The 23,081-nt window shown below is 61.2% G+C and carries 26 protein-coding genes; 10 read left to right on the forward strand and 16 right to left on the reverse strand.

Going from position 1 to position 23,081, the window contains the following annotated elements; genetic code table 11:
* Nucleotides 1-2: 2 nt before the first annotated feature.
* Nucleotides 3-1,370 carry a TolC family protein gene (locus C0Z18_RS12480; protein WP_102645736.1) on the reverse strand — a complete coding sequence of 456 codons (1,368 nt, stop codon included), beginning with the start codon at nucleotides 1,368-1,370 and terminating at the stop codon, nucleotides 3-5.
* Nucleotides 1,371-1,595: 225 nt separating this feature from the next.
* Here C0Z18_RS12480 and C0Z18_RS32940 point away from each other — a divergent pair, with 225 nt between their 5' ends.
* A complete protein-coding gene (locus C0Z18_RS32940; RefSeq protein WP_158244228.1) occupies nucleotides 1,596-1,754 on the forward strand; it encodes a hypothetical protein in 159 nt (52 codons plus the stop codon).
* Nucleotides 1,755-2,006: 252 nt separating this feature from the next.
* Here C0Z18_RS32940 and C0Z18_RS33765 read toward each other — a convergent pair whose 3' ends face one another.
* Together C0Z18_RS33765 and C0Z18_RS12490 are read right to left on the reverse strand one after the other, a co-directional pair.
* Nucleotides 2,007-2,135: a hypothetical protein gene (locus C0Z18_RS33765; protein ID WP_269845310.1), complete on the reverse strand. Its 129-nt coding sequence runs from the start codon at nucleotides 2,133-2,135 to the stop codon at nucleotides 2,007-2,009.
* Between the two features lie 322 nt (nucleotides 2,136-2,457).
* On the reverse strand, nucleotides 2,458-2,790 hold the full coding sequence (locus C0Z18_RS12490; protein WP_102645738.1) for a YHS domain-containing protein: 333 nt from the start codon (nucleotides 2,788-2,790) through the stop codon (nucleotides 2,458-2,460).
* Between the two features lie 372 nt (nucleotides 2,791-3,162).
* On the opposite strand from C0Z18_RS12490, the gene C0Z18_RS12495 reads away from it, so the two are divergent.
* The 9 genes from C0Z18_RS12495 (at nucleotide 3,163) to C0Z18_RS12535 (ending at nucleotide 10,567) form a co-directional block, all read left to right on the forward strand.
* On the forward strand, nucleotides 3,163-3,795 hold the full coding sequence (locus tag C0Z18_RS12495) for a LemA family protein (protein ID WP_102645739.1): 633 nt from the start codon (nucleotides 3,163-3,165) through the stop codon (nucleotides 3,793-3,795).
* The gene (locus tag C0Z18_RS12500; RefSeq protein ID WP_102645740.1) at nucleotides 3,792-4,649 is read left to right on the forward strand and encodes a TPM domain-containing protein; all 858 of its coding nucleotides are present in this window, start codon (nucleotides 3,792-3,794) and stop codon (nucleotides 4,647-4,649) included. The genes C0Z18_RS12495 and C0Z18_RS12500 overlap by 4 nt, the downstream gene beginning before the upstream one ends.
* 2 nt (nucleotides 4,650-4,651) lie before the next feature.
* The gene (locus tag C0Z18_RS12505; RefSeq protein ID WP_102645741.1) at nucleotides 4,652-5,149 is read left to right on the forward strand and encodes a TPM domain-containing protein; all 498 of its coding nucleotides are present in this window, start codon (nucleotides 4,652-4,654) and stop codon (nucleotides 5,147-5,149) included.
* Nucleotides 5,150-5,427: 278 nt separating this feature from the next.
* Entirely contained in the window at nucleotides 5,428-5,712 is a 285-nt protein-coding gene (locus C0Z18_RS12510; protein WP_102645742.1) for a DUF2933 domain-containing protein, read from the forward strand.
* Nucleotides 5,713-5,736: 24 nt separating this feature from the next.
* Nucleotides 5,737-6,411 (forward strand): methyltransferase family protein, encoded by a 675-nt coding sequence (locus tag C0Z18_RS12515; protein WP_102645743.1) that lies wholly within the window; start codon nucleotides 5,737-5,739, stop codon nucleotides 6,409-6,411.
* 14 nt (nucleotides 6,412-6,425) lie between these two features.
* Nucleotides 6,426-8,327: an ATP-dependent zinc metalloprotease FtsH gene (ftsH, locus tag C0Z18_RS12520; protein WP_102645744.1), complete on the forward strand. Its 1,902-nt coding sequence runs from the start codon at nucleotides 6,426-6,428 to the stop codon at nucleotides 8,325-8,327.
* 22 nt (nucleotides 8,328-8,349) lie between these two features.
* Nucleotides 8,350-8,799 (forward strand): hypothetical protein, encoded by a 450-nt coding sequence (locus C0Z18_RS12525; protein ID WP_102645745.1) that lies wholly within the window; start codon nucleotides 8,350-8,352, stop codon nucleotides 8,797-8,799.
* A 186-nt stretch (nucleotides 8,800-8,985) separates the two neighbouring features.
* Nucleotides 8,986-10,311: an MFS transporter gene (locus tag C0Z18_RS12530; protein ID WP_102645746.1), complete on the forward strand. Its 1,326-nt coding sequence runs from the start codon at nucleotides 8,986-8,988 to the stop codon at nucleotides 10,309-10,311.
* Nucleotides 10,312-10,384: 73 nt separating this feature from the next.
* Nucleotides 10,385-10,567 carry a hypothetical protein gene (locus C0Z18_RS12535; protein ID WP_199189437.1) on the forward strand — a complete coding sequence of 61 codons (183 nt, stop codon included), beginning with the start codon at nucleotides 10,385-10,387 and terminating at the stop codon, nucleotides 10,565-10,567.
* 322 nt (nucleotides 10,568-10,889) lie between these two features.
* On the opposite strand, the gene copM is transcribed toward C0Z18_RS12535, so the two are convergent.
* The 13 genes from copM to C0Z18_RS12590 form a co-directional block, all read right to left on the reverse strand.
* Nucleotides 10,890-11,288, reverse strand: coding sequence for a CopM family metallochaperone (gene copM / locus C0Z18_RS12540; protein ID WP_102645747.1), 399 nt, complete (start codon nucleotides 11,286-11,288; stop codon nucleotides 10,890-10,892).
* A gap of 96 nt (nucleotides 11,289-11,384) precedes the next feature.
* Nucleotides 11,385-12,962, reverse strand: coding sequence for an IS66 family transposase (tnpC, locus tag C0Z18_RS12545; protein WP_102645748.1), 1,578 nt, complete (start codon nucleotides 12,960-12,962; stop codon nucleotides 11,385-11,387).
* 30 nt (nucleotides 12,963-12,992) lie between these two features.
* Nucleotides 12,993-13,349 carry an IS66 family insertion sequence element accessory protein TnpB gene (gene tnpB, locus C0Z18_RS12550; RefSeq protein WP_102645749.1) on the reverse strand — a complete coding sequence of 119 codons (357 nt, stop codon included), beginning with the start codon at nucleotides 13,347-13,349 and terminating at the stop codon, nucleotides 12,993-12,995.
* Complete coding sequence (locus C0Z18_RS12555) at nucleotides 13,325-13,819, reverse strand: transposase (RefSeq protein ID WP_102645750.1); 495 nt, start codon at nucleotides 13,817-13,819, stop codon at nucleotides 13,325-13,327. Before C0Z18_RS12555 ends, tnpB begins: the two co-directional genes overlap by 25 nt.
* Before the next feature lie 81 nt (nucleotides 13,820-13,900).
* Nucleotides 13,901-15,109, reverse strand: a complete 1,209-nt coding sequence (locus C0Z18_RS12560) for a permease (RefSeq protein ID WP_102645893.1) — start codon at nucleotides 15,107-15,109, stop codon at nucleotides 13,901-13,903.
* 148 nt (nucleotides 15,110-15,257) lie between these two features.
* Nucleotides 15,258-15,422 carry a hypothetical protein gene (locus tag C0Z18_RS33180; protein ID WP_199189438.1) on the reverse strand — a complete coding sequence of 55 codons (165 nt, stop codon included), beginning with the start codon at nucleotides 15,420-15,422 and terminating at the stop codon, nucleotides 15,258-15,260.
* A complete protein-coding gene (locus C0Z18_RS33185; protein WP_199189439.1) occupies nucleotides 15,409-15,663 on the reverse strand; it encodes a YncE family protein in 255 nt (84 codons plus the stop codon). The genes C0Z18_RS33180 and C0Z18_RS33185 overlap by 14 nt, the downstream gene beginning before the upstream one ends.
* A gap of 562 nt (nucleotides 15,664-16,225) precedes the next feature.
* A complete protein-coding gene (locus tag C0Z18_RS33480; RefSeq protein WP_233217289.1) occupies nucleotides 16,226-16,873 on the reverse strand; it encodes an AarF/ABC1/UbiB kinase family protein in 648 nt (215 codons plus the stop codon).
* A 63-nt stretch (nucleotides 16,874-16,936) separates the two neighbouring features.
* Nucleotides 16,937-17,926: an ABC1 kinase family protein gene (locus C0Z18_RS33485; protein WP_233217290.1), complete on the reverse strand. Its 990-nt coding sequence runs from the start codon at nucleotides 17,924-17,926 to the stop codon at nucleotides 16,937-16,939.
* A gap of 769 nt (nucleotides 17,927-18,695) precedes the next feature.
* Nucleotides 18,696-18,917, reverse strand: coding sequence for a hypothetical protein (locus tag C0Z18_RS12575; RefSeq protein WP_233217291.1), 222 nt, complete (start codon nucleotides 18,915-18,917; stop codon nucleotides 18,696-18,698).
* 51 nt (nucleotides 18,918-18,968) lie between these two features.
* Nucleotides 18,969-19,346, reverse strand: a complete 378-nt coding sequence (locus C0Z18_RS12580; protein ID WP_102645751.1) for a cupredoxin domain-containing protein — start codon at nucleotides 19,344-19,346, stop codon at nucleotides 18,969-18,971.
* Entirely contained in the window at nucleotides 19,343-21,898 is a 2,556-nt protein-coding gene (locus tag C0Z18_RS12585) for a heavy metal translocating P-type ATPase (protein WP_199189440.1), read from the reverse strand. Before C0Z18_RS12585 ends, C0Z18_RS12580 begins: the two co-directional genes overlap by 4 nt.
* Nucleotides 21,899-22,058: 160 nt before the next feature.
* Nucleotides 22,059-22,247 (reverse strand): YHS domain-containing protein, encoded by a 189-nt coding sequence (locus C0Z18_RS12590; protein ID WP_102645753.1) that lies wholly within the window; start codon nucleotides 22,245-22,247, stop codon nucleotides 22,059-22,061.
* Nucleotides 22,248-23,081: the final 834 nt, after the last annotated feature.

Raw genomic sequence — 23,081 nt, forward strand, 5'->3', positions numbered from 1 at the left:
ATTTACCTCGAGGAATCGAGCGGAGCCATGCGGGTTTGGGGAAGCCCCAAGCCAAGTTCCAATGCCAATGCGATGCGAGCCTGAGCCAAGCCGCGTTCAAGATCGATGACGTCGAGACGACGCTGCAGCGCAGTCGTTTCGTAGTCCGTCAACGTACGTTGATCGACATTGTTTTGTTCGTAGGCAGCTTTGGCCGCGTCGGCCTGCGATTCGGCCGTCGCCGCGCTTCCTTTGGCCTGGGCGAGATACTGGGCAACACGCACACTGCGCGCTTGGAGCGAGAGGACGGTCGATACGCTATCGTCCAGGCGGCTCTGGTACTGCTCGTGAAGCAATCGCCGCGTCGCGCGCGTCTTGGCGACTTGCCCTTGGTTGCGGTCGAATATCGGCAGATCGAAAGTCGCGGTGGGCCCGGCCGACCTGACATCCGACGTATCGGCGTTCCAGGCTCCGCCGAGGACGAAGGCGGGGAATTGGCCAAGAATCGCCGCGCGCACGTTCTCATCGGCCGAGCGATAACCGAGCTGCAGGGCGACGAGGTCCGGACGCCGAGCCGGCACGCTCGCGATCAGCGCCTTCAGATTGTCCGGCACGCTGGGCACCACGGGCTGCGCGATAGCGAACGTCACGCCGGGCTTCAATCCGAGCAGCGCGTCCAGGTCCTGCCAATTCTTGAGCTGATCGAGCTGCATCGTCGCGAGCGTATGCTCCGCGGATGCTTTCGACGCTTGCAACGGCCCCAGTTCCGATAGGCTCATGGAGCCCGCGTCGACGGCGCGGCGAATATCCGCTTCTTCGCGCGACAACGAAGCAAGTTCGGCTGCGCTGAGCGCAATGGAGCGCTCGCCCCAATAAAGATCGACGGCCAAAAGACGCGCCTTTTGAGCAACTTGCCACTCGTTCCAAAGCAATTGCGCGTTAACTTCGGAAACGTGCGCCTTCGCGGCCGAGACACGGCTTCGATACGTAACCAGCGACGCAACGTTTTGAGCCAGCGAAGCGGTAAACGCGCCGGTAGTGCCGGGGCCCCCTAGCAATGCGGCGTAGCTTAGGCTGACGGAAGGATTCGGCAGCATGGCGCTCTGGGTCAGATCGGCCTTGGCCAAGTCGGACTCGCCGCGTTCCGTTCGGAGCTGGGGATCGTTCAGTATGGCCAGCAGCCCGATTTGATCGACGCTCAGCGGCTGGTCGACATCGATACGCACGGGATTCGCCCGGGGCGTCGGCGCGGGCAACGTGTGCTTCAGGTTGCCGACGCGGTCAGCCAGTTGTGCGTGGTCGGCTAACGGAAGGGCGCGATACGTTGCGCATCCGCCAAGCGCCAGGGCGGCGGTCAGCGCGCCCGATACGAGCAAGATTTTTCTCGACATGTCATCACACGCCGGCGTTTCGGCGCGCTTGCTAAACCACGATGGAGACGATGCGGGCGGTACGGCTACGCGTACCGTCCGCGAATGGACAGGGTTTACTCGGCGAGAGCCCCGCACGCACGGCACGCCGAATAAGCCGTGAGCTTACGGTCGCACCGCTTAAGGAAGCCTTATGCGCGAGAGCGAAGAGCCGAGTCGCCGCTTATGCAAAGCGTACGAGTAGCGTTGGCGAACGATTTCGGACGTCTGCGCCTCGGCCTGGACGCAAGTGAGGCAAACCCGCTGATCGCGCTTTTGCGCCTGTGGCACTGCGTGCAATCATTGGACGCGGGGATTTCTCGACAAATCAAGGACCCCGAGCAGGCTATCGGCGCTACGCTGTAGCTCCGGCGCGCGGTGTTCGAGCGTTGGCCAATTCCACCGACCGAAGCAAGAACTCGCACGTTTCCTTATGGCTAGCTTAAGGGCGACGCACGTTACAAAAATTATCTTGTTAAAGCCCTCCGATGGCACGCCGATAAGATAGATGCCAAGAACTGGCAAAACCTACTTGGAGTACATCATGGCTATATCCGCAATCTCCGCTCAGCCGGCCGGCCTCGGTACAGTTGCCGCGGGTGCGCAGGCGCAACACCCTCAGGGCGCCGCCCAAACGAGCACCACGCAAGCTACATCGTCGAACCCCACTTCATCGTCTGCGCAAACGGCCAAACCGGCCGCATCGTATTCGGTTTCCATCAGCAGCGCAGCGCGCGCTGCACTCATCGAGGCAACGGAGACTTCCGTACAAACGGCCCAGGAAGCACGTCGGGGCGACATCCAAGCGCAGCACCTTCTTGCCAAGAAAAATGCACAAAAGGCGGCTCTGCGCTCGTAGCGCGATTTGCTTTTCTATGCTCCGTGCGACGGGCCGACGGCCTTTTCGCGCGGCGACATCAAGGGGCGAACGCGGTGCTTGGTCGCGCTATCGCTGTTACCACAGCAGTGCGGGTGGCCACGCCGTCTGAAGGCGCGATCCGCGTCTTTTGCTTCCAGTCCGGCGAAGCCTCGTTCGTGCAGAAGCGGACATCCCGCAAGGTATAGGGGGCTAACAGCCCCCGTGACGGTGATGAATATGGGTAGCTGCGAAGCGCTGCGGATCACTATTGAACTCCGAACGGGATTCTTCCGTTTCGAAGTAGTAAGTTCTCCCATCGAAGATCGTGCTCAGGGCATGAGCACGGTCAACGGGATGTCCGTTCACCGGATCGCGTTCCGGCCCGTCTTCATGAACGTGGCGTTCCTCGGGCGACGAGTGACGGCCGCCCATGCCACACCCCATCCCGCCGCCCATTCCACCGCCTGCAGCGCGACGACGCAAGAAAAAGAGGACCCCAACCGCCAGCAGTATCCACCACCAGTTTTGCGAAAACCATTGCATGACACTACTCCCCAGAGTTCGCCCCCGGTACGCTCTAGTCGCTATGTCGCCTTTATATGATCGACGGGTGGACTGACAACCGGACGGGCATCAGAGACCACGTTAGCGAAGCGCTGAATGCGCACGTTGATCGAAATCAAGTGCGGGGAGGCAGCGATGCATCAACAGCCAAAGGGGACCCGATATTCCACCCGTACCGGTCATCCGCGCGGTGTTTGAGTTGGGTCAAATGCTGAGCCACGGAACCCTTCATGATCGAATCACATTATTCGTGAACATTGTTCGTAATGGTTGCGGCACACGGCGTCCCGTCGATGGCGATAACGCGCAGGCCAGGAACACTCCCTGGACGACCAACTCTCGAGAAACAGAATGAAGACTATCTGGCGTTTCGTCGTTGTGCTATTGCTCCTGAGTCTCGCCGGCTGCGGCTATAACAGGTTGCAGTCCCAGGACGAACAGATCAAGGCGAGCTGGTCGGAAGTTGTCAACCAGTACCAGCGCCGCGCGGATCTGGTGCCGAACCTGGTCAATACGGTGAAGGGCTACGCGAGTCAGGAGCGTCAGGTCTTCCAGCAGGTGACCGAAGCCCGCTCGCGTGTCGGCTCGATTCAGGTGACGCCGGAGACGCTGAACAATCCCGAGGAGTTCGCAAAGTTTCAGGCGGCGCAGCGCCAGCTGGGTGCTTCGCTTTCAAGGCTGCTGGTGGTTTCTGAAAGCTATCCGCAACTGAAGTCCGATGCGAACTTTCGCGACCTGCAGGCCCAGCTGGAGGGTACCGAAAATCGTATCGCGGTAGCGCGAAACCGGTACATCAAGGCGGTGCAGGAGTACAACACGACAATACGATCATTTCCTTCCAATCTCACCGCCCAAGCACTTGGGTATAGGGAAAAACCCAACTTTTCGGTCGCAAACGAGGCGGAAATTGCTCGGCCACCTCGCGTCGACTTTGGTCCGACGCCCGGCCAAGCGGGAGCGTCTGCGGGGCGGAGCACAAATTGAAAGTTTTCGGGCGCTTGTTCGCGCTGATCGTCACACTCGCGTTGCTCGGGTCGGCAGGTGCGGCCGGAGAGGTCGCAGTACCGACGCTGACGGCCCGCGTAACGGACCAGACAGCCACACTCACGCCTGACCAGATTGAATCAATCGGCCAAACACTGGAAGCATTCGAAGCCAGAAAGGGCACCCAGATCGCAGTGCTGATCGTGCCGACCACCGAGCCGGAAACGATCGAGCAATACTCGCTGCGTGTCGTCGAGCAATGGAAGCTCGGTCGTAGACAGGTCGATGACGGGGCGTTGCTCATTGTGGCGAAGAACGATCGGACGTTGCGGATCGAGGTCGGTTACGGGCTGGAAGGAGCGCTCAATGACGCCATCAGCAACCGGATCATTCGCGAAACCATAATTCCACGATTCCGTGAGAACGATTTCTATGGCGGCATTGCAGCGGGCGTCGACCAGATGATTCGGGTTGCCGACGGTGAACCATTGCCGCCCCCGCAGACCCGCACGCGCGGTGGCTCTCCGGACGTCTGGAAGCTCGCCCCGGTGATTTTCATGCTCGCAGTCGCGCTTGCGGGTGTCCTGCGCTCTGCCTTCGGTAGATTGCCCGGTGCAGTGATCGCGGGTGGCGGAGCGGCCCTGATTGCATGGCTGCTGGCCACCGGGATCGCCGCAGTTGCGGCTGCTGGCTTGATCGCTTTCCTGTTCACGCTCTTCGGCACTGGCATGGGCGCATACGTCGGGACGTATGGTATCGGGCACCATCGCGGCGGCTTCGGCAGAGGAGGGCGCGGAGGGTTTGGCGGTGGCGGCGGCAGCTTCGGCGGCGGCGGCGCATCGGGCAGGTGGTGAGCATGGGCATCAGGCGAATCATCAGGCACCTGCTTACGACCCATTGGATGGTCAGGCGAGCGTTTTCGCCAGGTGCCCGCGCTGCAATCGGGCAGGCGATCAAGGCCTGCGAAGCCGGGCACGCCGGCGCAGTCTGCTTTGCAGTCGAAGGTGCGCTGCACAGCGCGGCGCTCTTGCGCGGGCAGTCCGCGCGGGAACGCGCGATCGAAGTGTTCTCGCAATTGCGTGTCTGGGATACCGGGCATAACAACGGCGTGCTGATCTACGTGCTGCTTGCCGACCGCGCTGTTGAAATCGTCGCGGACCGGGGCGTCCACGAGAAGGTCGGGGAAACCGGGTGGCAGGCAATCTGCGCCGCGATGGAGACCGCGTTTCGTCAAGGCGCCTATCGCGACGGCGCGGTGAAAGGAATTCAGGCAGTGGCCCAACACCTGACGATCCACTATCCGGCAATCGGACCGAGCCGCGACGAACTGCCTGACGCACCAGTGATTCTCTAACCCGCCGCATGTAGCCGCCCCCAGCCCCAGCAGTATCCGTAATGGTCACGAAGGGCTGCATGGCACAGCGTTCCCATCTGGCCTCCGTTTCGTTCTCCTTCGATCGCGACAGCAATCTGTGGGTAGCGCATCACGTGGCGGTTCGGGCCGACTGTGTGCGCTACGGCCCCGGATCCACGGTGCTTGATATGGGTCAACAGTGACGTTTCGACTGCGCGTAACCTGCGATAGACGAAACCGGAGGGACTGGCGTCCCGCAGCAACCTGGGGAGACCCGAATGGAATCAGGAAACCACGATCATAAGGCGGGTGGCTTCGGGCTGTCGCGTGCGAACATCGTGCTGATCGCGTTCATCGCAATCGGCGGCTTTTATTTGGTGACGGAACATCGCGCGCATCTCCTGGGCTGGTTACCCTTTCTGCTTATCCTTTCGTGTCCCCTGATGCACCTGTTCATGCATCACGGGCACGAGCATGGAGATTCCGGCGAGACTACGAACAGGGACGAAGCGGAGCAGAACCAAGCGGATCAGAACCGGGATACCGGTACCCATCATCACTGACAGTGTTCGCCCCTGGAGCCCCACATGCACGACAATACTCCCGCCTACGGCCTGTGGTTGCTGGTTATCGTCAACTCGGCCTTTTTCATCTTCTTTGCCTTTACCTTCTTCAAGCCGAAGACCAAACGGGACTGGCGCTCGCTCGGCGCGTTCTCAGCCTTCATCGTAGCGTTGTTTACCGAGATGTATGGGTTTCCGCTGACGATTTACCTGCTGTCGGGCTGGTTGCAGACGCGCTATCCGCACGTCGACTGGTTCTCGCACGACGCGGGGCACCTGCTCGAAGAACTGTTCGGCTGGCGAGCCAACCCGCACTTTGGTCCGTTTCACCTGCTGAGCTTTGCATTCATCGGTGGCGGCTTCTGGCTCATTTCAGCCGGCTGGCAGGTGCTGTATCGTGCACAACGCAGTCATGTCGTCGCCACGACCGGTACCTATGCCTGGATGCGCCACCCGCAGTATGTCGGTTTCGTGCTCGTCATGTTTGGCTTCCTGCTGCAATGGCCGACGCTGCTCACGCTCGCCATGTTTCCCGTGCTCGTCTTCATGTACACGCGGCTCGCGCGAGCTGAAGAACGGGAATCCATCGCCGAGTTTGGTGACGCTTACCGCCGCTATATGGACGAGGTGCCGGCTTTCATCCCCCGGTTCGGCGCGCATCACGATGGCCCCACACATGGTCCGGCCAGGCGGAATTGAAGAGGAGCCGGATCATGGAATTCAAACGCGAACACCAAATCAATCTCATCTACGTTCTCGCCGCAATGATCGGGGTCCTGGTAATCCAGAGCCTGATATCTCAACCCGATCACATACGGACGATCCCATACAGCGAGTTCCAGCAGCTCGCGAGCCAGGGCAAGGTGACAGACCTCGTTGTTGGCCCTATCCGGATCACGGGGACCTTCAAGGACGCGCCCAAGGGCACACCGCAACACTTTTCGACGCTGCGGGTCGATCCCGCGCTTGCACAGTCGTTATCCAGCGAGAAGCTGACGTTCTCCGGCGAACCGGAGCCGGGTATCTGGCCGACCATACTCGGCTGGTTGATGCCCACGATTGGCTTTGTGCTCGTCTGGATGTTCCTGATCCGTCCGATGTCGATGGGACAGGGCGCTGACGGCATGATGTCGATCGGCAAGAGCAGGGCGAAGATCTACGTTGAGAAGGACACCAGAGTTACCTTCGCAGACGTCGCCGGTGTGGATGAGGCAAAGGAAGAGCTCAGGGAGGTCGTATCGTTTCTCAAGGATCCCCGCAGCTACGGCCGGCTGGGTGCGCGTGTCCCGAAAGGCGTGCTGCTGGTTGGCCCGCCGGGCACTGGAAAAACGTTGCTGGCGCGGGCCGTCGCGGGCGAGGCGGGAGTGGCGTTCTTCTCGATTTCCGGCTCCGAGTTTGTCGAGATGTTCGTTGGTGTCGGAGCCGCACGCGTACGTGATCTGTTCGAGCAGGCACGCAAACATGCGCCTGCTATCGTGTTTATCGACGAACTGGACTCTCTCGGCCGAGCGCGCGGGACCATGTTTCCGGGCGGTGGTGGTCACGACGAGAAGGAACAGACGCTCAACCAGTTACTGGCCGAACTCGACGGATTCGATCCGTCCATCGGCGTCGTGCTGCTAGCGGCGACCAACCGGCCCGAAATTCTCGACCCCGCACTGCTGCGGGCAGGCCGGTTTGACCGGCAGGTGCTTGTCGACCGGCCGGACAAGAAGGGCCGTGCAGAAGTTCTGGAAGTCCACCTGAAGAAGATCAAGCTCGCGTCCGGCGTGTCCGTCGCAGAAATCGCCGCGCTTACGCCCGGTTTCTCAGGCGCCGATCTGGCCAACTTGGTCAACGAGGCGGCGATCCTGGCTACCCGCCGCAACGCCAACAGCGTTTCACTGGAGGACTTCACGCAGGCCATCGAGCGGATCGTGGCCGGCCTCGAGAAACGTAATCGGTTGCTGAACCCTCACGAACGCGAGGTGGTGGCGCACCACGAAATGGGACACGCGCTGGTCGCGATGGCACTGCCCGGCGTTGACCCGGTCCAGAAAATATCGATCATCCCGCGGGGCATTGCCGCCCTTGGCTACACGATGCAGCGCCCGATCGAGGATCGCTTCCTAATGGACCGGGTCGAACTGATGAACCGCATGACCGTGCTGCTTGGCGGACGGGCGGCGGAACGGCTGGTTTTCGAGGAAGTATCAACGGGGGCGGCCGACGATCTCGCCAAAGCGACAGGCATCGCGCGCAGCATGGTGGTGCGTTTCGGCATGGATCCCAAGCTTGGGCAGGTCGCGTACGAGCCGGAGACCAGTTCAGCGCTCGGCATGTCAACCGGCTCGGAATGGCGACTGCGCCAGTATGGCGAACAGACGGCAACGGCCATTGACATAGCCGTGCGCGAGCTGATCGACACTGCATTCCAGCGGGCCTCGTCTGTCCTGCAGGGGAACCGTGAACTGCTTAGTGAGGCGGCACAGGATCTGCTCTCGAAAGAGACCCTGTCTGGCGACGATCTGCAGGCGCTCGCGGAGAGGCTGGGCGGCAAAGGGGCCGTCGTAACAGCACCTCCGTTCGGCACGACTGACGTTGTCGAAGCCGGCAGCGGTGCGACCGCTGGATGACCGGGGCAAAGGGGGCAATCCGATGAAAGCGCTCATCTTCCTGATTGCCTTGCTGGCAACCGCAGTTGCCGCTGGTCAGGGCGATGCCGGCCAGCACCTGTTGATCGGCGATACCGATGTGTACTACGGTCTTACCCCATCGGCAGCGCTGGGTGCTCACCCCGCGTCTCACCCAGAGGCATCGATGCACGGCGGAGTGCGAGGCAACAGGTACACGTATCACCTCGTTGTCGCGCTTTTCGATCATGTGACACAGAAGCGCATTTCGGACGCCAGGGTGACCGCAGCGGTCCAGGAGATTGGCTTGAGCGAAACGCGCCGCAAGCTCGAGCCGATGCGCACCGGGGACATGATCAGCTATGGAGCGTACCTTGATCTGGGTGGCACCGGCCCCTATCGTGTCAAGCTCGAGGTGCGCCGGCCGGACCGGCCCGGAATAGTCTCGGGCCAGTTCGAATACCGGTCGGAGTAGATCGCCGGCGCGGTGACTGACTGTACGACGGCAGCACAAGTGTGCGCATGGCACGGGGCGCAGCGGTTCGCCTCGCGCCAGCGCTGGTAGCGTGACTGGGGAGAACGGGCCTTGAGCAGGCAGCAGAGCCGAAACGGCGGACCATCTTCTGATCGCGGCATCGAGACGGCGCGGAGGCGACCGCTCATGACCGTAAGGCCCGCCGTGCGGACACTGCAATGGCAGGTATTTTGCCCCCTGCTGCTCGCCATGTTCTCGATTGCCGTGGGGTATGGCTTTCTGTTGCCGATTCTGCCGCGAGTACTTGCACGGATTGTGGCAACGGCGGATCCCGCAACGTTGTCGCGGCACACCGGTCTGCTCACCGGGACCTATACGTTGTCGCTATTCCTGTTTGCGCCGCTGTGGGGGCGCTTTGCCGACCGGCATGGACAACGTCTTGCGATGCTTGTGGGTTTGACCGGCTTCGCCGCGACACTCGCGCTGTTTGCAGCCGTAAACAGCCTTCCGTTTCTGTACCTCGAACGCGCGCTCGGTGGGCTGTTTGCCTCGTCGATCGCCCCTGCGGTCTATGCCTTCGTTGGCGAGTACGCCCCGTCGAAAGAATGGCGCGCCCGCCGTTTCGCGCTGCTCAACATTGCAGGCGCGAGCGGGTTTCTGGTCGGGCCGATGCTGGGCAGCCTGACAATGCATCTTGCGCACGCCGACACACCACGGATCGGCGAGCCACTGGCATGCTGGCCACCTTTTGTCATGGCATCCGCGCTTGCCTTTTCGGTCGCGCTGAGCGTCTGGGCCCTGGTGCCGGGAACACGCGAGGACCGGTCAGACCGGCCTGACGCAGGGAGTCAGCCGGAGGGGCGCACCGCGCTGCCGCGTCTTCTTGCAATTTCATTCGTGACGGCCGCAGCTGTTGGGGAATTCGAGGTCGGGCTGTCACTGCGCGGCACGCAGAAGCTGGGTCTGAGCATCGGGGAGATTGGATTCATGTTCACGGAATGCAGTCTTGTCATGCTGGCGGTTCAATCCGCTGTATTTTCCCCACTGGTGAAACCCGAACTGACCCGCTGGTTTTTGACACCCGCGTTGCTTGTCCTTGCGGCCGGGCTTGCAGCCGTGCCGCTTGCTACGGGCCGCCTGACCACGGCAGGTGCGGTCGCGGTGGTGGCGGGCAGCGCCGGAATCGTTTCGCCAATTGCGACGTACTGGATCTCGCTCGCTGCGGGTGAGCGGCAGGGTGCCGCGCTCGGATGGCAGACTTCGGCTGCAAGTCTCGGCCAAGCAGCCGGATCGGCAGGCGGCGGGCTACTGTTCGGGATCCCGACCATACCCGACGCGCCCTCCATGCTGACCGCGATTGTTGTGCTCGCTGGCCTTGTCGCGAGCGTGCGTGTTCCGCATCTTCTTGCGAAGGCGGTATCAACAGGGTGCGGCGATCTGAGCGACGATTCACTGGAAGCCCAAGGTTCCGGCGACGTCCGGCGGACGAGGTCAGGCAAACAGACGGAGTAGGTATGCCGATGCGGCCCAGGCGGAACGAACCTCATGGCTCTTTAGCGTGGAGGCCGCAGGCCGTCGGAATCCAATGCCGGTCGGCATCTGTGTTCAGATATTCTGGCCGATGATCGCAGCAGCTCAGCTGGTCGAACAGGACGCCGAACTGTACGCGAAGAATCTCGCGTTTGTCGAGGAGGAAGAAAAGCTAAATCCTGAACTCAGGCCCAGGCTTGCGACGTCCAACCACGCATTACCCGATCTGCGGACGTGATGCTGCGGGACTACTCGGCTCCTGGCGCGACCGGCATTCCGACCGTCGTCGACGCGCCATACGCGGGGGCGCGTGATCGAGGCGCAAGTCATCCCGCTTCTGATTCCCGTGTCCATGTGGGGGATTGAGTGACGACCACCGGCGGGCCGAAAAATGGCAGGAACGTCCGTGCGCATCGGCTTTCGGGCCGCTCCCTTGTCACTGGCTTCGTTTGCTCGGTCAGCGATTTATGTTTGTCCTTGCGGCGAGCACGCTCATCCATCGCCACCACGGCTAGTCCTGCGGCGCGCTCGAACGATCCGCCGTCCATCGAGCTACAAAATCATTTGCTAGCGTGTTTAGACTGCCACTTCTTCATGTACGCAATTTCTTCATTTTGTGCCTTGATGATGCTGTTGGCCAGTCGCTTCATGTCGGGGTCCTTACCGTACTTCAGCTCCACCTTCGCCATATCGATGGCGCCCTCATGATGGGGAATCATGTGGGCGACGAAGTCCTTGTCGGTGTTGCCACTGAACGGTGGGGCGCTCATCTCATTCATCATCTTCTTATCCGCTTCCTTGAATAGAGGTGTTGATGGACTTGAGCCGCTATCTGCCGAACTGGACATATTCATTCCGGGTATGGATGCATCCTGCTGGGCATTCGCGGGACGAGTGACGATGGTCAATGTTGCACCTGCGCAGACAAGCACGACTCGAAGGACAGAAAGACTATTCATTTTCAATCTCCTGTTGGGGAAGGTTATTCGTACGCGGTCTTTAAATCACGCCTCTCAGAGCTGTAGCATCGAACTCTGAGGTGTGGCAGCGGCGACTCAGCGGAGATCGGCGGGCATATTCCACGGCAACAACGCGTCGTAGTCCTCGACGGTCGTGGCAAGCGGCAGTTTCTGGAAGAGCCAGTGGAGGTAGTGGTAGGGATCGATGCGATTAGCGCGGCACGTTTCCACGAGCGAATACAGGTTTGCACTCGCGTTCGCACCGCCGACAGTGTCAGCGAACATCCAGCCGCGGCGGCCTAAACAGAATGGCCGGATGGCGTTCTCACATGGGTTGTTCGAGATGGCCCAGTCGCCGTTTTCGATGTAGCGGACGAGCTTCGGCCATTGCCCCTGCATGTAATTCAACGCCTTGCCCAGCAGGCTACCGGGCACGACGTTGGGTAGGTGCTCCAGCATCAGCCGATGGATGAGCTCGAGCACGCGAGCACTGTATCGTCGTCGCAGCCGCTGTCGCTGTTGCGCTTTCCATGTTTGGCTGCGCGCCTCGGCGGCAAACAGTTTGCCGATCAATTTGATGAAACGCGTAGCCAGCAGATCTGGCGTACGCGCCGCCTTCGGGACGTTGTCTTCCGCCTTTACAAAGCCCCTCCTCGCATGCGTCCAACATGCAAGATGGATGAGCCGATGACGTTGAGCGATGCCGTCATAAGGGGCGTACCCGTCGGTCATCAGCACCGCGCCTTCGCGAACGCCGTCGAACAGCTTATCGGCCAGCTTGCCGCCGCGACCGGGCGTGTAGGTGAACACGCGCACGGGCGTATCCGAGTCGGTCATCTGCGCCCACAGGTAACTCTTCGTCTGCGGTTGTCGGCCTTCTTCCTTCAGGACCTGGAAGGTTGTCTCGTCGCAGTAGATCAGTTCGGCATCGAGCAGCGCGTCACGTAGCAGGTTGATCACGGGCTGCGTCGCCAGGCCCACGCGCACCATACTCGCCGCCAGCGTGTTCGATGAGATGTCGCCGCCGAAGCGCCGCAGCAGGCCCGCCTGTCGGTACAGCGGCATGCCAAACTGATACTTGCCGGTAGCGATCCACGCGAGTGCCGATTCGGTCAGCAGCCCTCGCGGGATGATGCGCGCGGGTGCCGGCGTGACCTTGATGCCCAGGTCGCAGCACGGGCATGCGTACTTGACGCGCTGATGCTGGGTGACCCGAATTTGCTCCGGAATCATGTTCAATTGCTCGCTGATCTCCACGCCGATTTCGACAAGCGCATGGCCGTCGTTGGCACAGAACCGTTCGGCCTCGGGCAATTCGTGACGGCGGATGTCGCGCGGCAGGCCGGGATCGAGCGGCTTGCGGCCACGTTTGTTACGCGTATGCGCGGCAACCTTCGTTCCGGGTGTGTCTTCCTGTGCGGGTGTCGCGGCTGTGCCGAGCACTTCGGCTTCGTTGAACAGGCCGAGCTGGTCGGACTCGCGCGCCTCGCTCTTCGCACCGAACAGCTCGCGCCGGTACGCGCGCAGCCGTTCCTCGGCAAGATCGCGCTCGGCCGTCACCAGGCGCAGCGTGCTTTGCAATTCGTCACGCTCGCGCTGAAGCGCGTCACGCTGCTCGCGCATCGCGAGTAGCGCCTTCAGTTCATCGGCATCGATGGTGACGTTGATCGGCATGCTGCTTTGACCAGCATGCCGATCGCGCGTTCAGCTCACGCGCAGATAGTTGCGCTTGGGATGGCGTTCAAGTGCAGCGATATCGACACCGTCGACGAGCCAGTGTAGTAACTCGACGCTCAGCGTCACCACCGCCGTCTTGCTGTCGGGCCACACGAACCGATCGCCCGCTTCGAGCCGCTTGAGCAGGAGCCAGAAGCCGTTGCGCTCCCAACCCAGAATCTTGATGCGATCGCGGCGCCGGTTGCCGAACACGAATAGCGCGGGCGCCATCGGGCTCAGTTGCATTGCCTGTTCGACCAGGATCGACAGACTGTTGATCCCGCAGCGGAAATCTACCGGATCGCGATGGAGGTAGACCTTCAGTTCGTCGTCGAACCGGAACACGGCAGCCTCCCGAACATCTGGACCAGCGTGCTTAGTTCGTCGATGCCGGCCTGGCCCAGGTTGAACTCGACGCCGTTAGGCAGGCGCACGTTCAGTGCAAAGGCGATTGGAGTAGCCGGGACGGATGGCGCCGCCGCAACAGCAGCGGCTACGACCGGCACGAATGCGGACGTAGGCGTCCCACCCTGCGGCGCCCCCGGAACGCCGTCGCGTACCCGCACGCCATCGCCCGAGTCCACGACAACGGCGCCGTCCTTTGGACAGCGGTCGCTCTCGCGCTCGAGCAGGTACTTCGTAATCCACTTGCGCAGTAGATTGGCGTTGACCCCGTGCTCCTGCGCCAGGCGTGCCACGGAAATACCCGGACGCAGTGCCGCCTCGACCAGCGCGCGTTTGCCCTTCTCGTCGTAGCGCCGCCGCCCGTCGCGGCTGCGCGAAACCACCTGCAACTCTGAGTCATGCTCTGTCATAAGTGTCCACCTCCGTTTGGTGGACACATGCTGGCCTCTCAGAGCGTCACTGGGTAGACGTGGTTAATCGATCGCATACGGTTATTCTGAGTGGCCATGAGGCTGATGGTCTGAATCGACATGGGATGCACGATGCGCAGGCTCACCGTGGTCGTGCTCACCGTCTTCCATCATCCGCATCATTTCTGGGCCGCCTGTTCTGAAGAACACGACCGTCAAGACGACGAAGACAGCACCAAACACGATGTTCAGTACGGTCGTGTAGTTGAAGGTGATCGTTGCGTCCACAACGGCCGTATGTCGTTCTTGAGGGATCCATCCGAACAGCTGGAACAGTGCTTCGACCACAAGTGCCGAGGAGACCATCGCGAGGTAAAAGGTCACGGCAAGCAACACCGCCATCCTACCGCCGTAGTATTTCCGATAGATGTTGAGTATGGGAAGGATGATGAGATCGCCAAAGATGAAAGAAGCAACACCGCCGAAACTGATGCCACCGTTCCACAGCACTGCAGCGAGCGGCACGTTCCCGACGGAGCAGGTGAACGACGCGACTGCAATCAGGGGGCCGACAAATGCACCCCAAATCATCGCGGCCGTCGGATGACTGACGAGGAAGAATTGCTGCCAGAAGCTATCGGGCACCCAAGCGCCGAGCGCTCCGGCGATGAGCAGCCCGATGCCTATGTCGCGCCTCAGCATCGACCAGTTCATCACGTAACTGTGGCTGATTGCTATCCACCCATCCTTGGATGAGAGACGTTGCTTCCAGAGGCCGTGCCGTCCACCCATCGACATGGCCGCATGACCTTCCATGCTGCCGGCGATGCCCTTGTTCGCCTGCTCGATAGCTTCGTTCTTCAGCGAGTCCTTGAGAACGAACCGGAAGAGCAACACCAGGACGAAAATCATGATTGGGCCACCGACGAACTCGGCAGCTGCGAACTGCCAGGCAATCAGCACCCACATCAGCATGCCAAGTTCGAGCACGAGGTTCGTCGCCGCGAACTGGAATGCAATTGCGGAGGTGAAGTCGCCCCCCTTGCGCACGATAGAGCGGGCCATGGCGACAGCGGCATAGGAGCAGGAGGAGGATGCAGCCCCGAGCAGGCTGGCGACCGTCAGTGAGCGAGGTGACGCGTCAGGTAGAAGCTTAGACATCTCTGACTTCGAGACAGCGACTTCAATCACGGCGGAGAACAGGAAGCCGAGACTCAATCCCCAGAATATCTGCCACAACATCGTGAAGGTCATCCAGAACGCGCGACCGAGGGCAATGACAATTTGCATCTCAACCTCCTGCATGAATACCTCCATACCAGCAGTACGTGGTAATAGCAAAAATGCCGTGCGGCGATTTCACGACGTTGATGGTGTTAACGAGTTTCAGCGTTTGCGTATCGATGACCTCGACGTAACGGGTGAACCCGAACGTCACCTACAGGTATCTCTCGTCGGGCGTCGGTTCCATGCCGTCGCGGCCGGGCAGCCGATAAGTGATGGTCCCGAGCGAGCGGAGTTTATGCGCGCCCTTGTCCGTATGAATGATCGTCACGATTTTGCTTGCCCACCAGTCGATGAGGGCAGCCTCAGCATCGATCATGCCCGCCACCAGGTAAGTTGCCGCCCAGCGTGAGCCAAAGGCCAGCGGGCGCTGTTCCGATCGGCATCTTCCACAGCGCGGTCGGGCTCGAGAGGTCAATCGCCGCTACATCACCTGCGACCTGCAGCGTCACGAAGACGATTTTGCTGTTAGCAGGAAAAATCACGTGACTGGGCATCGTTGGCAGCCGCACACGTTTGGCACGCGCGAAGTTCCTGCCGTCGAAGTGGTAGATTTTCACCTGGTCGAGCCGCAGGCCGTCGTTTGATGAACCGTTTCCTGTCGTACGAAAAGCCGAGCTGGTATTGGTCCTCGATCTCCGGCATCCACCACTGAATCTTGCCACCTCTTGGGCCAAGAATGACGAGTTGGTTGGACACGGAGTTCGCATGACATATCCTTAACCGCGAATGACGTCGACGCTTTCGCGATGCAGATCCATGATCGATTCCACGATAGCAAGTTTGAGACGGCAAGTCGGGCCGCTCCAGCCGTGACGCGTCGTCCCGATACAACCGTTCGAAAATCCGGTCGATTTGTTGCGGCACAATCGCATTTCCATGATTAGGGGTCGATGCCAATAGATAGGCACATGCTGGCCTCGCAGCGCGTCATTGGGTAGACGTCGTTAATCGATCGCGTATAAACGGTCATCCGGCCGATTGCTGCTGCCATGGTGACCGCGACCGGACGATCTTTTCCGCAATTGCGGGAGCATGCGATCGGTCCCCACGGTCGGGAAGTGCCGGCCTTTGACCGGTGCGCGCATCGGCTGTGTACTGTGAAGGAGGCCGTGCAAGCGATTAAAATTTGCCCGATCGCAGGATGACGATGGCCCACGCGAGCCCCATCGCGCCGGCGACGACAAATCCCGCAAGTCCCAGTAGCGATAGACCGGCATAATGCGGGCCGCTATGCAGCGTTGTGACGATCGAGGATCCGATCACCACGCTCGCGATGATCAGACTCAAGCTGAGCCGGTTGCTTGCACGGTCGAGGTGCGCCTCCAGCCCCTGCAACCGGTTGTGTTCGACGTGAAGCGTTGCCTTGCCGCTGCCCAGTACGTCAACTGCACGGTTCAGAATATCGGGAAGGCTGGCGGCAATGCGATGCAGCGAGCGCAACGTACGGAACCCACCGGCAAATTGACTGGCGGGGTTCCATCCTTGCAGCAGCCGGCGGCCGAGCAGGCGAGGTGCGTAGTCATGCAGGGAGGTGAGCGTATTGAAGCCTGGATCAATAGCGAGCGCCTGCGATTCGACCAGCATGAACGCCTTCGAGACCAGCAGGAATGGGCGGGGTAAGCGGATCTCGTGCCGTTGGCTGAGCAGCGCGAACTGACGCACGATTTCGCCGAACGAGTAGCCTTTTCCCGCTACCTCGTAGTACGCGTTGAGTGCCTCTGAGACATCGCGGGTAAAGTCCTCGCGGTCAATCTGTTCGGCGGCCACGCCCATTTCGAAGTACGCGTCCACCGGCCAAGAAGCATCGGCCGAGCTGACCGCCAGAATGAGCTACGCAAGCGCCTCCTGGTCGTGCGCCGACAGCTCTCCCATGATGCCGAAATCGTGGAAGCAGAGCCGGCTATCGGCGAGGATGAACACGTTGCCGGGATGCGGGTCACCGTGGAAGAAGCCGTGCTCAAAGACCTGTTTCAGGAACGACGCCATCAGCGTCGCAGCAAGCCGTTGTCGCTTCGCGGGGTCGGCTGGCGGCTGCTGTGCGAGCTTGTGGCCAAGGCTGCGTTCCATCGTCAAGACGCGGCGGGTGGTGAGCTCCCAGTAGATGCGCGGCACGTATACGCCAGAGTCGTCCTTGAAGTTTTCGCGCAGCCGGTCACCGTTGCGCCCTTCAATCTGGTAGTCCAGCTCATCGGAGATGAGCCTCGCGAACTCTTCGACGAGTTCTGATGGGCCAAACCGGCGACTCTCCGGGATATGCTTTTCCAGTTGACGGGCGAGAAGCCGCATGATGCCGACGTCCGCGTGAATGACGGGCTCGATGCCGGGACGCTGAACTTTGACGACGACGCTCGCGCCATCCTGGAGGCAAGCCGAGTGAACCTGTCCGATCGATGCGGCCGCAAGCGGCATCTCATCAAATGTCGGAAACAGTTCGTGAACGGGGCTGCCCAGTTCGCGCTCGATGATCGCGCGGGCCTGCGTCCCCGGAAACCCGCCAACGTTGTCCTGGAGCCTTTGCAACTCGCTGATCCAGGTTTCGGGCAGCAGGTCGCGCCGGAGGCTAAGAAGCTGGCCGAACTTGACGAACGCAGGTCCGAGCCGCTCGAGCATTTCACGAAACCGCTCCGCATCATGATTGCCCGCCTCTACGGCTTCGGATGTCGTATCGATTGCCTGGCCGCCGACCCGCAGCCGTGCCACATAATGCGACCAGCCGGCGCTGGCGATCGCCTGCAGGATCTGTACGAGTCGCGGGAACCGGGCCGAGACGGGCTGGCCAACAGGTTCGTCATCTTGACTGGAATCGGCCGTGGAGGTCACCCGTTTTCTCCTTTACCATAGCGCGCTCGAAGATCGAGAGAACCATAACAGCGGGGGTAGCAGACATTGTGACGACGCCTCGGCTTGCTGCTAAATCTCGAGCGCTGTGCTCACTGGCAGGCACTTTGCTCCCGCATACGCCGTTGCAAGCACCAAGCAGTGAAACGGCTTGCGGAGTCGGTGCCTAGTGCATTGTCGGTTTGCTCGACTTACTTATGTTTCCTGCGACGGCGCACGAACAGACCACGACCAATGCGCCGCAAATCAAACTCATGATGGAGAAATACCAGGACGCCCATCGCAGCCAGTCCAACCCACACGAGATGATTCAACATCCAGGTCATCGCGGCCTCCAACGGAATGTCGTTGCCGAAACTCACGCGCGTTCTATGGTTCTATGAGCGATGCGTTAGCCAACGTCCTGTGCAACGGTGGTCTATTGTTTCCGCAAGCATGCCTCCTGTCTGCCTATCGCACGTGCTGTAATTCGTGCCTAGACGCGCGTCAGTTTGCTGCTATCACACTATTGCCCCAGCGACGCCCGTCGCTTGACCGGGATCAATGGATGCAATTGTTGGTTGAAAGGTGCTCTCACCCATGAAGCAGCAAGGGTTCGCCGCGAGATTCGGCCCCCCAATTGTCCGCCGAATTGCGAGCCTTCGAGGGCATCGGCGGCGCCCGTTGGGCTTGCGGTCGCCTGCCATTTCCGTAGGCGGATCACGCGGTGACGCGGAAGCTGGGCGTCGCGGTGGCACCACTAAAACCACAGTCACCCAGTGCGCCGGGGTCCGGTTGGCCAGTCGATGAACGCGAGCAGCCATAGACCAATCAGGTTCAGCAGCGGAACCAGGGCCAGGATTGACCAGAATGGCGACAGGCCAATCCGCATCAGAATGCGCCCGATGGGGTAGAGCAGCACGACCGCCATCACAACGTAGACGATCCAGTGTGCCAGTCCATATCCGGCCATGCCGGTCCAGTGATACATCATGATGCACCTCGCGGGAGGAAATCAGGTTTCGCCTTCCTGCGTCGTATCGGCCTATTCGACGACGAGGCGTCCGCGGAACATGCCCATGGGGCAGGCGAAGGCGTATTCGCCGGGCTTTTCGGGCATCAATTCCACCGATACGAGCTTGCCGGTCGGCAGGTCTGCACTCTTGTTGAAGTCGGCGAAGATGACCTTGTCCGAGCAGCCGGCAGTTTCCTCTCGCCGGAAGGTCAACCGCACTGGCTTGCCATGCTGGACGACGATCGTGTCCGGCGTGTAGCCGCCTTTGACGAGAATCATCGCCTCCTGGTAGCCGCTGCCTGTCTGCGCCGCCTGCGTTCCCCTCGAGCGTTTCAGCCAGAAGAACCAGACAATAAAGGCGACCAGAGCCAGTCCGAGAAGAAGCACGATCCAGCGATCGGGTGTCATGGCGCGATCCTCCGTGGCTTGAAGAAGCGCAGGCGATTGGCGTTAGTCACGACGGTGACGGAACTGAACGCCATCGCGGCGGCAGCGATGATGGGCGACAGCAGGATGCCGAGGAAGGGATAGAGCACCCCCATGGCCACGGGCAAGCCAAGCCCGTTGTAGCCGAACGCACCGAGCAGGTTCTGGCGCACGTTGCGCATGGTTGCGCGGCTGATCTCGATGGCGGTCGCGATGCCGGTCAGGCTTCCCTTGATCAGCGTGATATCGCTTGCCTCGATTGCCACATCCGTGCCGGTGCCGATCGCAAAGCCGACATCGGCCTGGGCAAGGGCTGGTGCGTCATTGATGCCGTCGCCCACCATACCCACTTTCTTGCCCTCAAGCTGCAGCTTCCGGACTTCGTGCGCCTTGTCGTCGGGAAGCACTTCGGAAAGCACCCGCTCGATGCCCACCTGTCGCGCGATCGCGTCTGCGGTACGCCGGTTGTCGCCCGTCAGCATGACCACTTCGATACCGAGATGCCGAAGTGTCTCGATGGCAGCCTTCGAATCGGGCTTGACGGTGTCGGCTACCGCAACAAGGCCGGCCGCCTGCGCGTCGATTGCCACGTACATCGGCGTTTTCCCTTCGGAAGCGAGCCGTTCCCAGGCTGCATCGAGGGCTTGAATCGCAATCCCCCGATCGCGCATGAGCTTCGCGTTTCCAAGCAGCACCTCATGACCGTCGATTCGGCCGCTCACCCCGTGGCCTGGAATCGCTGCAAAGCCATCCGTTGGCGCAAGCGTGGCGCCTCTTGCCTGCGCTCCCTTGACGATCGCTTCGCCAAGCGGGTGCTCCGATCCCTGCTCGAGCGACGCGGCCAGCCCGAGGACGTCGTTTTCGCTGCGCGCGCCCGCCACGAGGACGTCAGTCAGTGCGGGTTCGCCCCGCGTGATCGTTCCGGTCTTGTCCAGAACGATGGCGTCGAGCCGTTGTGCGCTTTGCAGCGCGTCACCCGAGCGGATCAGGATGCCGTTTTCGGCGCCCTTACCAATGCCGACCGTCAGCGACGTCGGCGTCGCGAGGCCGAGTGCACACGGGCAGGCGATGATCAGCGTCGTCACGAACACGATGGTCGCATACACGAAGCGGGGTTCGGGGCCGACGATGTACCAGACAACAAAGGCAAGCACAGCGAGGATCATCACTGCCGGGACGAAGTAACCAGATACGGCGTCCACGACGCGCTGGATCGGCGCCTTCGAGCTCTGCGCGTCCTTGACCATGCGCACAATGTTCGCCAGCGCCGTATCCTTGCCGACCTTGGTTGCCCGGAACTGGAAGCTACCCGTCTTGTTGAGCGTCGCGCCGATGACTTCGTCGCCTACGCGCTTCTCTACCGGCATCGATTCCCCGGTAATCATCGATTCGTCGACCGCGCTCGCGCCGTCCGTCACATCGCCATCAACGGGAATCTTCTCTCCGGGCCGCACGATGACGGTATCACCCACCAGTACCTCTTCCACCGGCAGGTCGACTTCCTTCCCGTCACGTATTACCCGCGCATTTTTCGCCTGCAGGCCGATCAGCTTCCTGATCGCTTCCGAGGTGCGGCCCTTCGCCTTGAGTTCCAGCGCAAGACCCAGCACGACCAGCGCGGTTACCACGTCGCTGACGTCCCAGAACACCTCGGCGAGCGACATGCGCGGAAATAGCCCCGGCCACGCTACCGCGACAATCGAGTAGAGAAAGGCCGCACTGATGCCGATCGCAATCAGCGTGTGCATGTTGGCAGAGCGATGCTTGAGTGCGTCCCACATGCCGCTGTAGAACTGGGAGCCGGACCAGAACATGACCGGCAGGCTGAGCACGCCCAGCAATGCCCATACGACACGCCGGGTGTCACCGCCGGCCGGCATCCACTCGCGCAGCGCTGGAATCAGCTCAGGGTAACTCAGACCCATGACCGGTATTGAGATCGCAGCGGCGAACCAGAACTTGCGCATGAGCGTGTGGTATTCATCGCGTTGCACCGCGTCCTCCGGACTGGCTTCGGCCTCCTCCGTCGTTTTTGGCGCTTTGGGTTCGGCGACGCGATATCCTGCCGATTCGATCGATTGCCGCAAGTCCGCAAACGATGTCTTTTCCGGCAGGTACTCGACATCCGCGGCACCCGGCGCCAGGCTGGCGCGTGCCGAAACGACCCCGGGCGTCGTCTGGAGTGCAAGCTCAACGCGTGTCACGCAGGAGCTGCAGTGCATGTGCCGGATCGGAATCCGCGCCTTGGCCGTCCCAGCGGTATAGCCGGCCATACGGATTGCTTGGAGCAGATCAATGACCCGGGCCCGCGCGGGATCGAAATGGATGCTGGCGAGACGACTGGCGAGATTGACCTGCGCGCTATGCACCCCGGCGAGGGCGCCAAGCGCCTTCTCGATTGCAGTGGGACAGTGAGGGCACGTCATCCCACCGATGGAGAGCTCGATGTGCTCCAGCTTGTGACCCGTTGCGGGCATCAGGTTCTCACGATGGGCGACTGGAATCGGCGTTACGGTTGCGAGTTTCTCATTCATGGAGTCCTCACTCGTCCTTCGCTCGTTGGCCCCGGTCTTCGACCAGAGCTTGCCTGATGGTGGAATCCCGTGCCGGGAGCCTGAAGTATTTCTCGAGCCGTAGAGGCACCGTCAGGGGCGTAACGCGTTGAAAATTGACCAGCCCCCTGTAAGGGCATCGTTAGCATCCGTGACGCCGGGCATGCTCGGGGGAAGAGCCTCGCGGCGTCACGTATTGATCGGGGTTCGCCAAGAATTTCTCGTGGCACGACGTGGAGCAGAAGTGGTAGGTCCGCTCAAGAACGACCTCCGTTGCTGCCGCCTTTTCGGTATCGATCTGCATGCCGCAGACCGGATCAGTGGTTTCCATCTTTGCTCGCTCCTTTCGGTTCAGTCAATTCCCCTTTGAAGCCGGGGGACATACAAGTGACCTCACCCACTGTGGCGCCAACGCGGGTCCGACTGTTTGATCTGGATTAACCTTTCGCGCCAAGCCGGCGAGAACGAACGCACAGCAAGGCATCGGGGATACGACCCGTCGCGATCGCACCACTCACGCCCGCTACCTGAATCTAGTCGCCAGCCTGTATCGATTCGACACGCACGCTTCGTGGAACTGGCTGCTTCGCCCGTCCAGACAACCACATGCCTCTCCGCTTCGACTCGTGGCGCCGTCGCGATGCCGCGCCCCGATTCCCGACTTGGCAGCGCGACGGCGCCGCGGGACGTTGCGGGGGCGACCAGGGCTATTGGGAAAACGTCTGGGCGGGGGGCCGAGGGGCGCAGGCAAGCGCGGCGCGAAATGCCCCATCAATGCCTCAATGCCGTTCACGTCACGTGACAGCGACCAGTACTGAACGTGCCCGCAGAGGGCGATTGACGTGGATCAAGAATCGGCAGCGCCAGCAGAGCAGTGTGGAAACCTCATCGGCGACGCATGGCCGTCAGACGGCCGCGATGCTAGGCCGTCGGGCATGAAAGATCGATCTGGCTCGCCGTGCGTACTCTCCCGGACGGGACGGCGTTGGGTACGCGTTGCTCCTTGTTAGCGTCGGAACGTTCATTCGGGGCTGGCGGGAGCTGTACCTGGCGCACTGGGAAAACAGGCTCGCGGCCGAAGGGATGTACGCAATGGTCAGACACCCCCCGGTACACGGGCCCGTTCATTGCCCTGTTTGGGGACGGCGTCATGCACTGACCAACG

It is taken from the genome of Trinickia dabaoshanensis (assembly GCF_002879885.1).
In the GTDB taxonomy this organism is placed as follows: domain Bacteria; phylum Pseudomonadota; class Gammaproteobacteria; order Burkholderiales; family Burkholderiaceae; genus Trinickia; species Trinickia dabaoshanensis.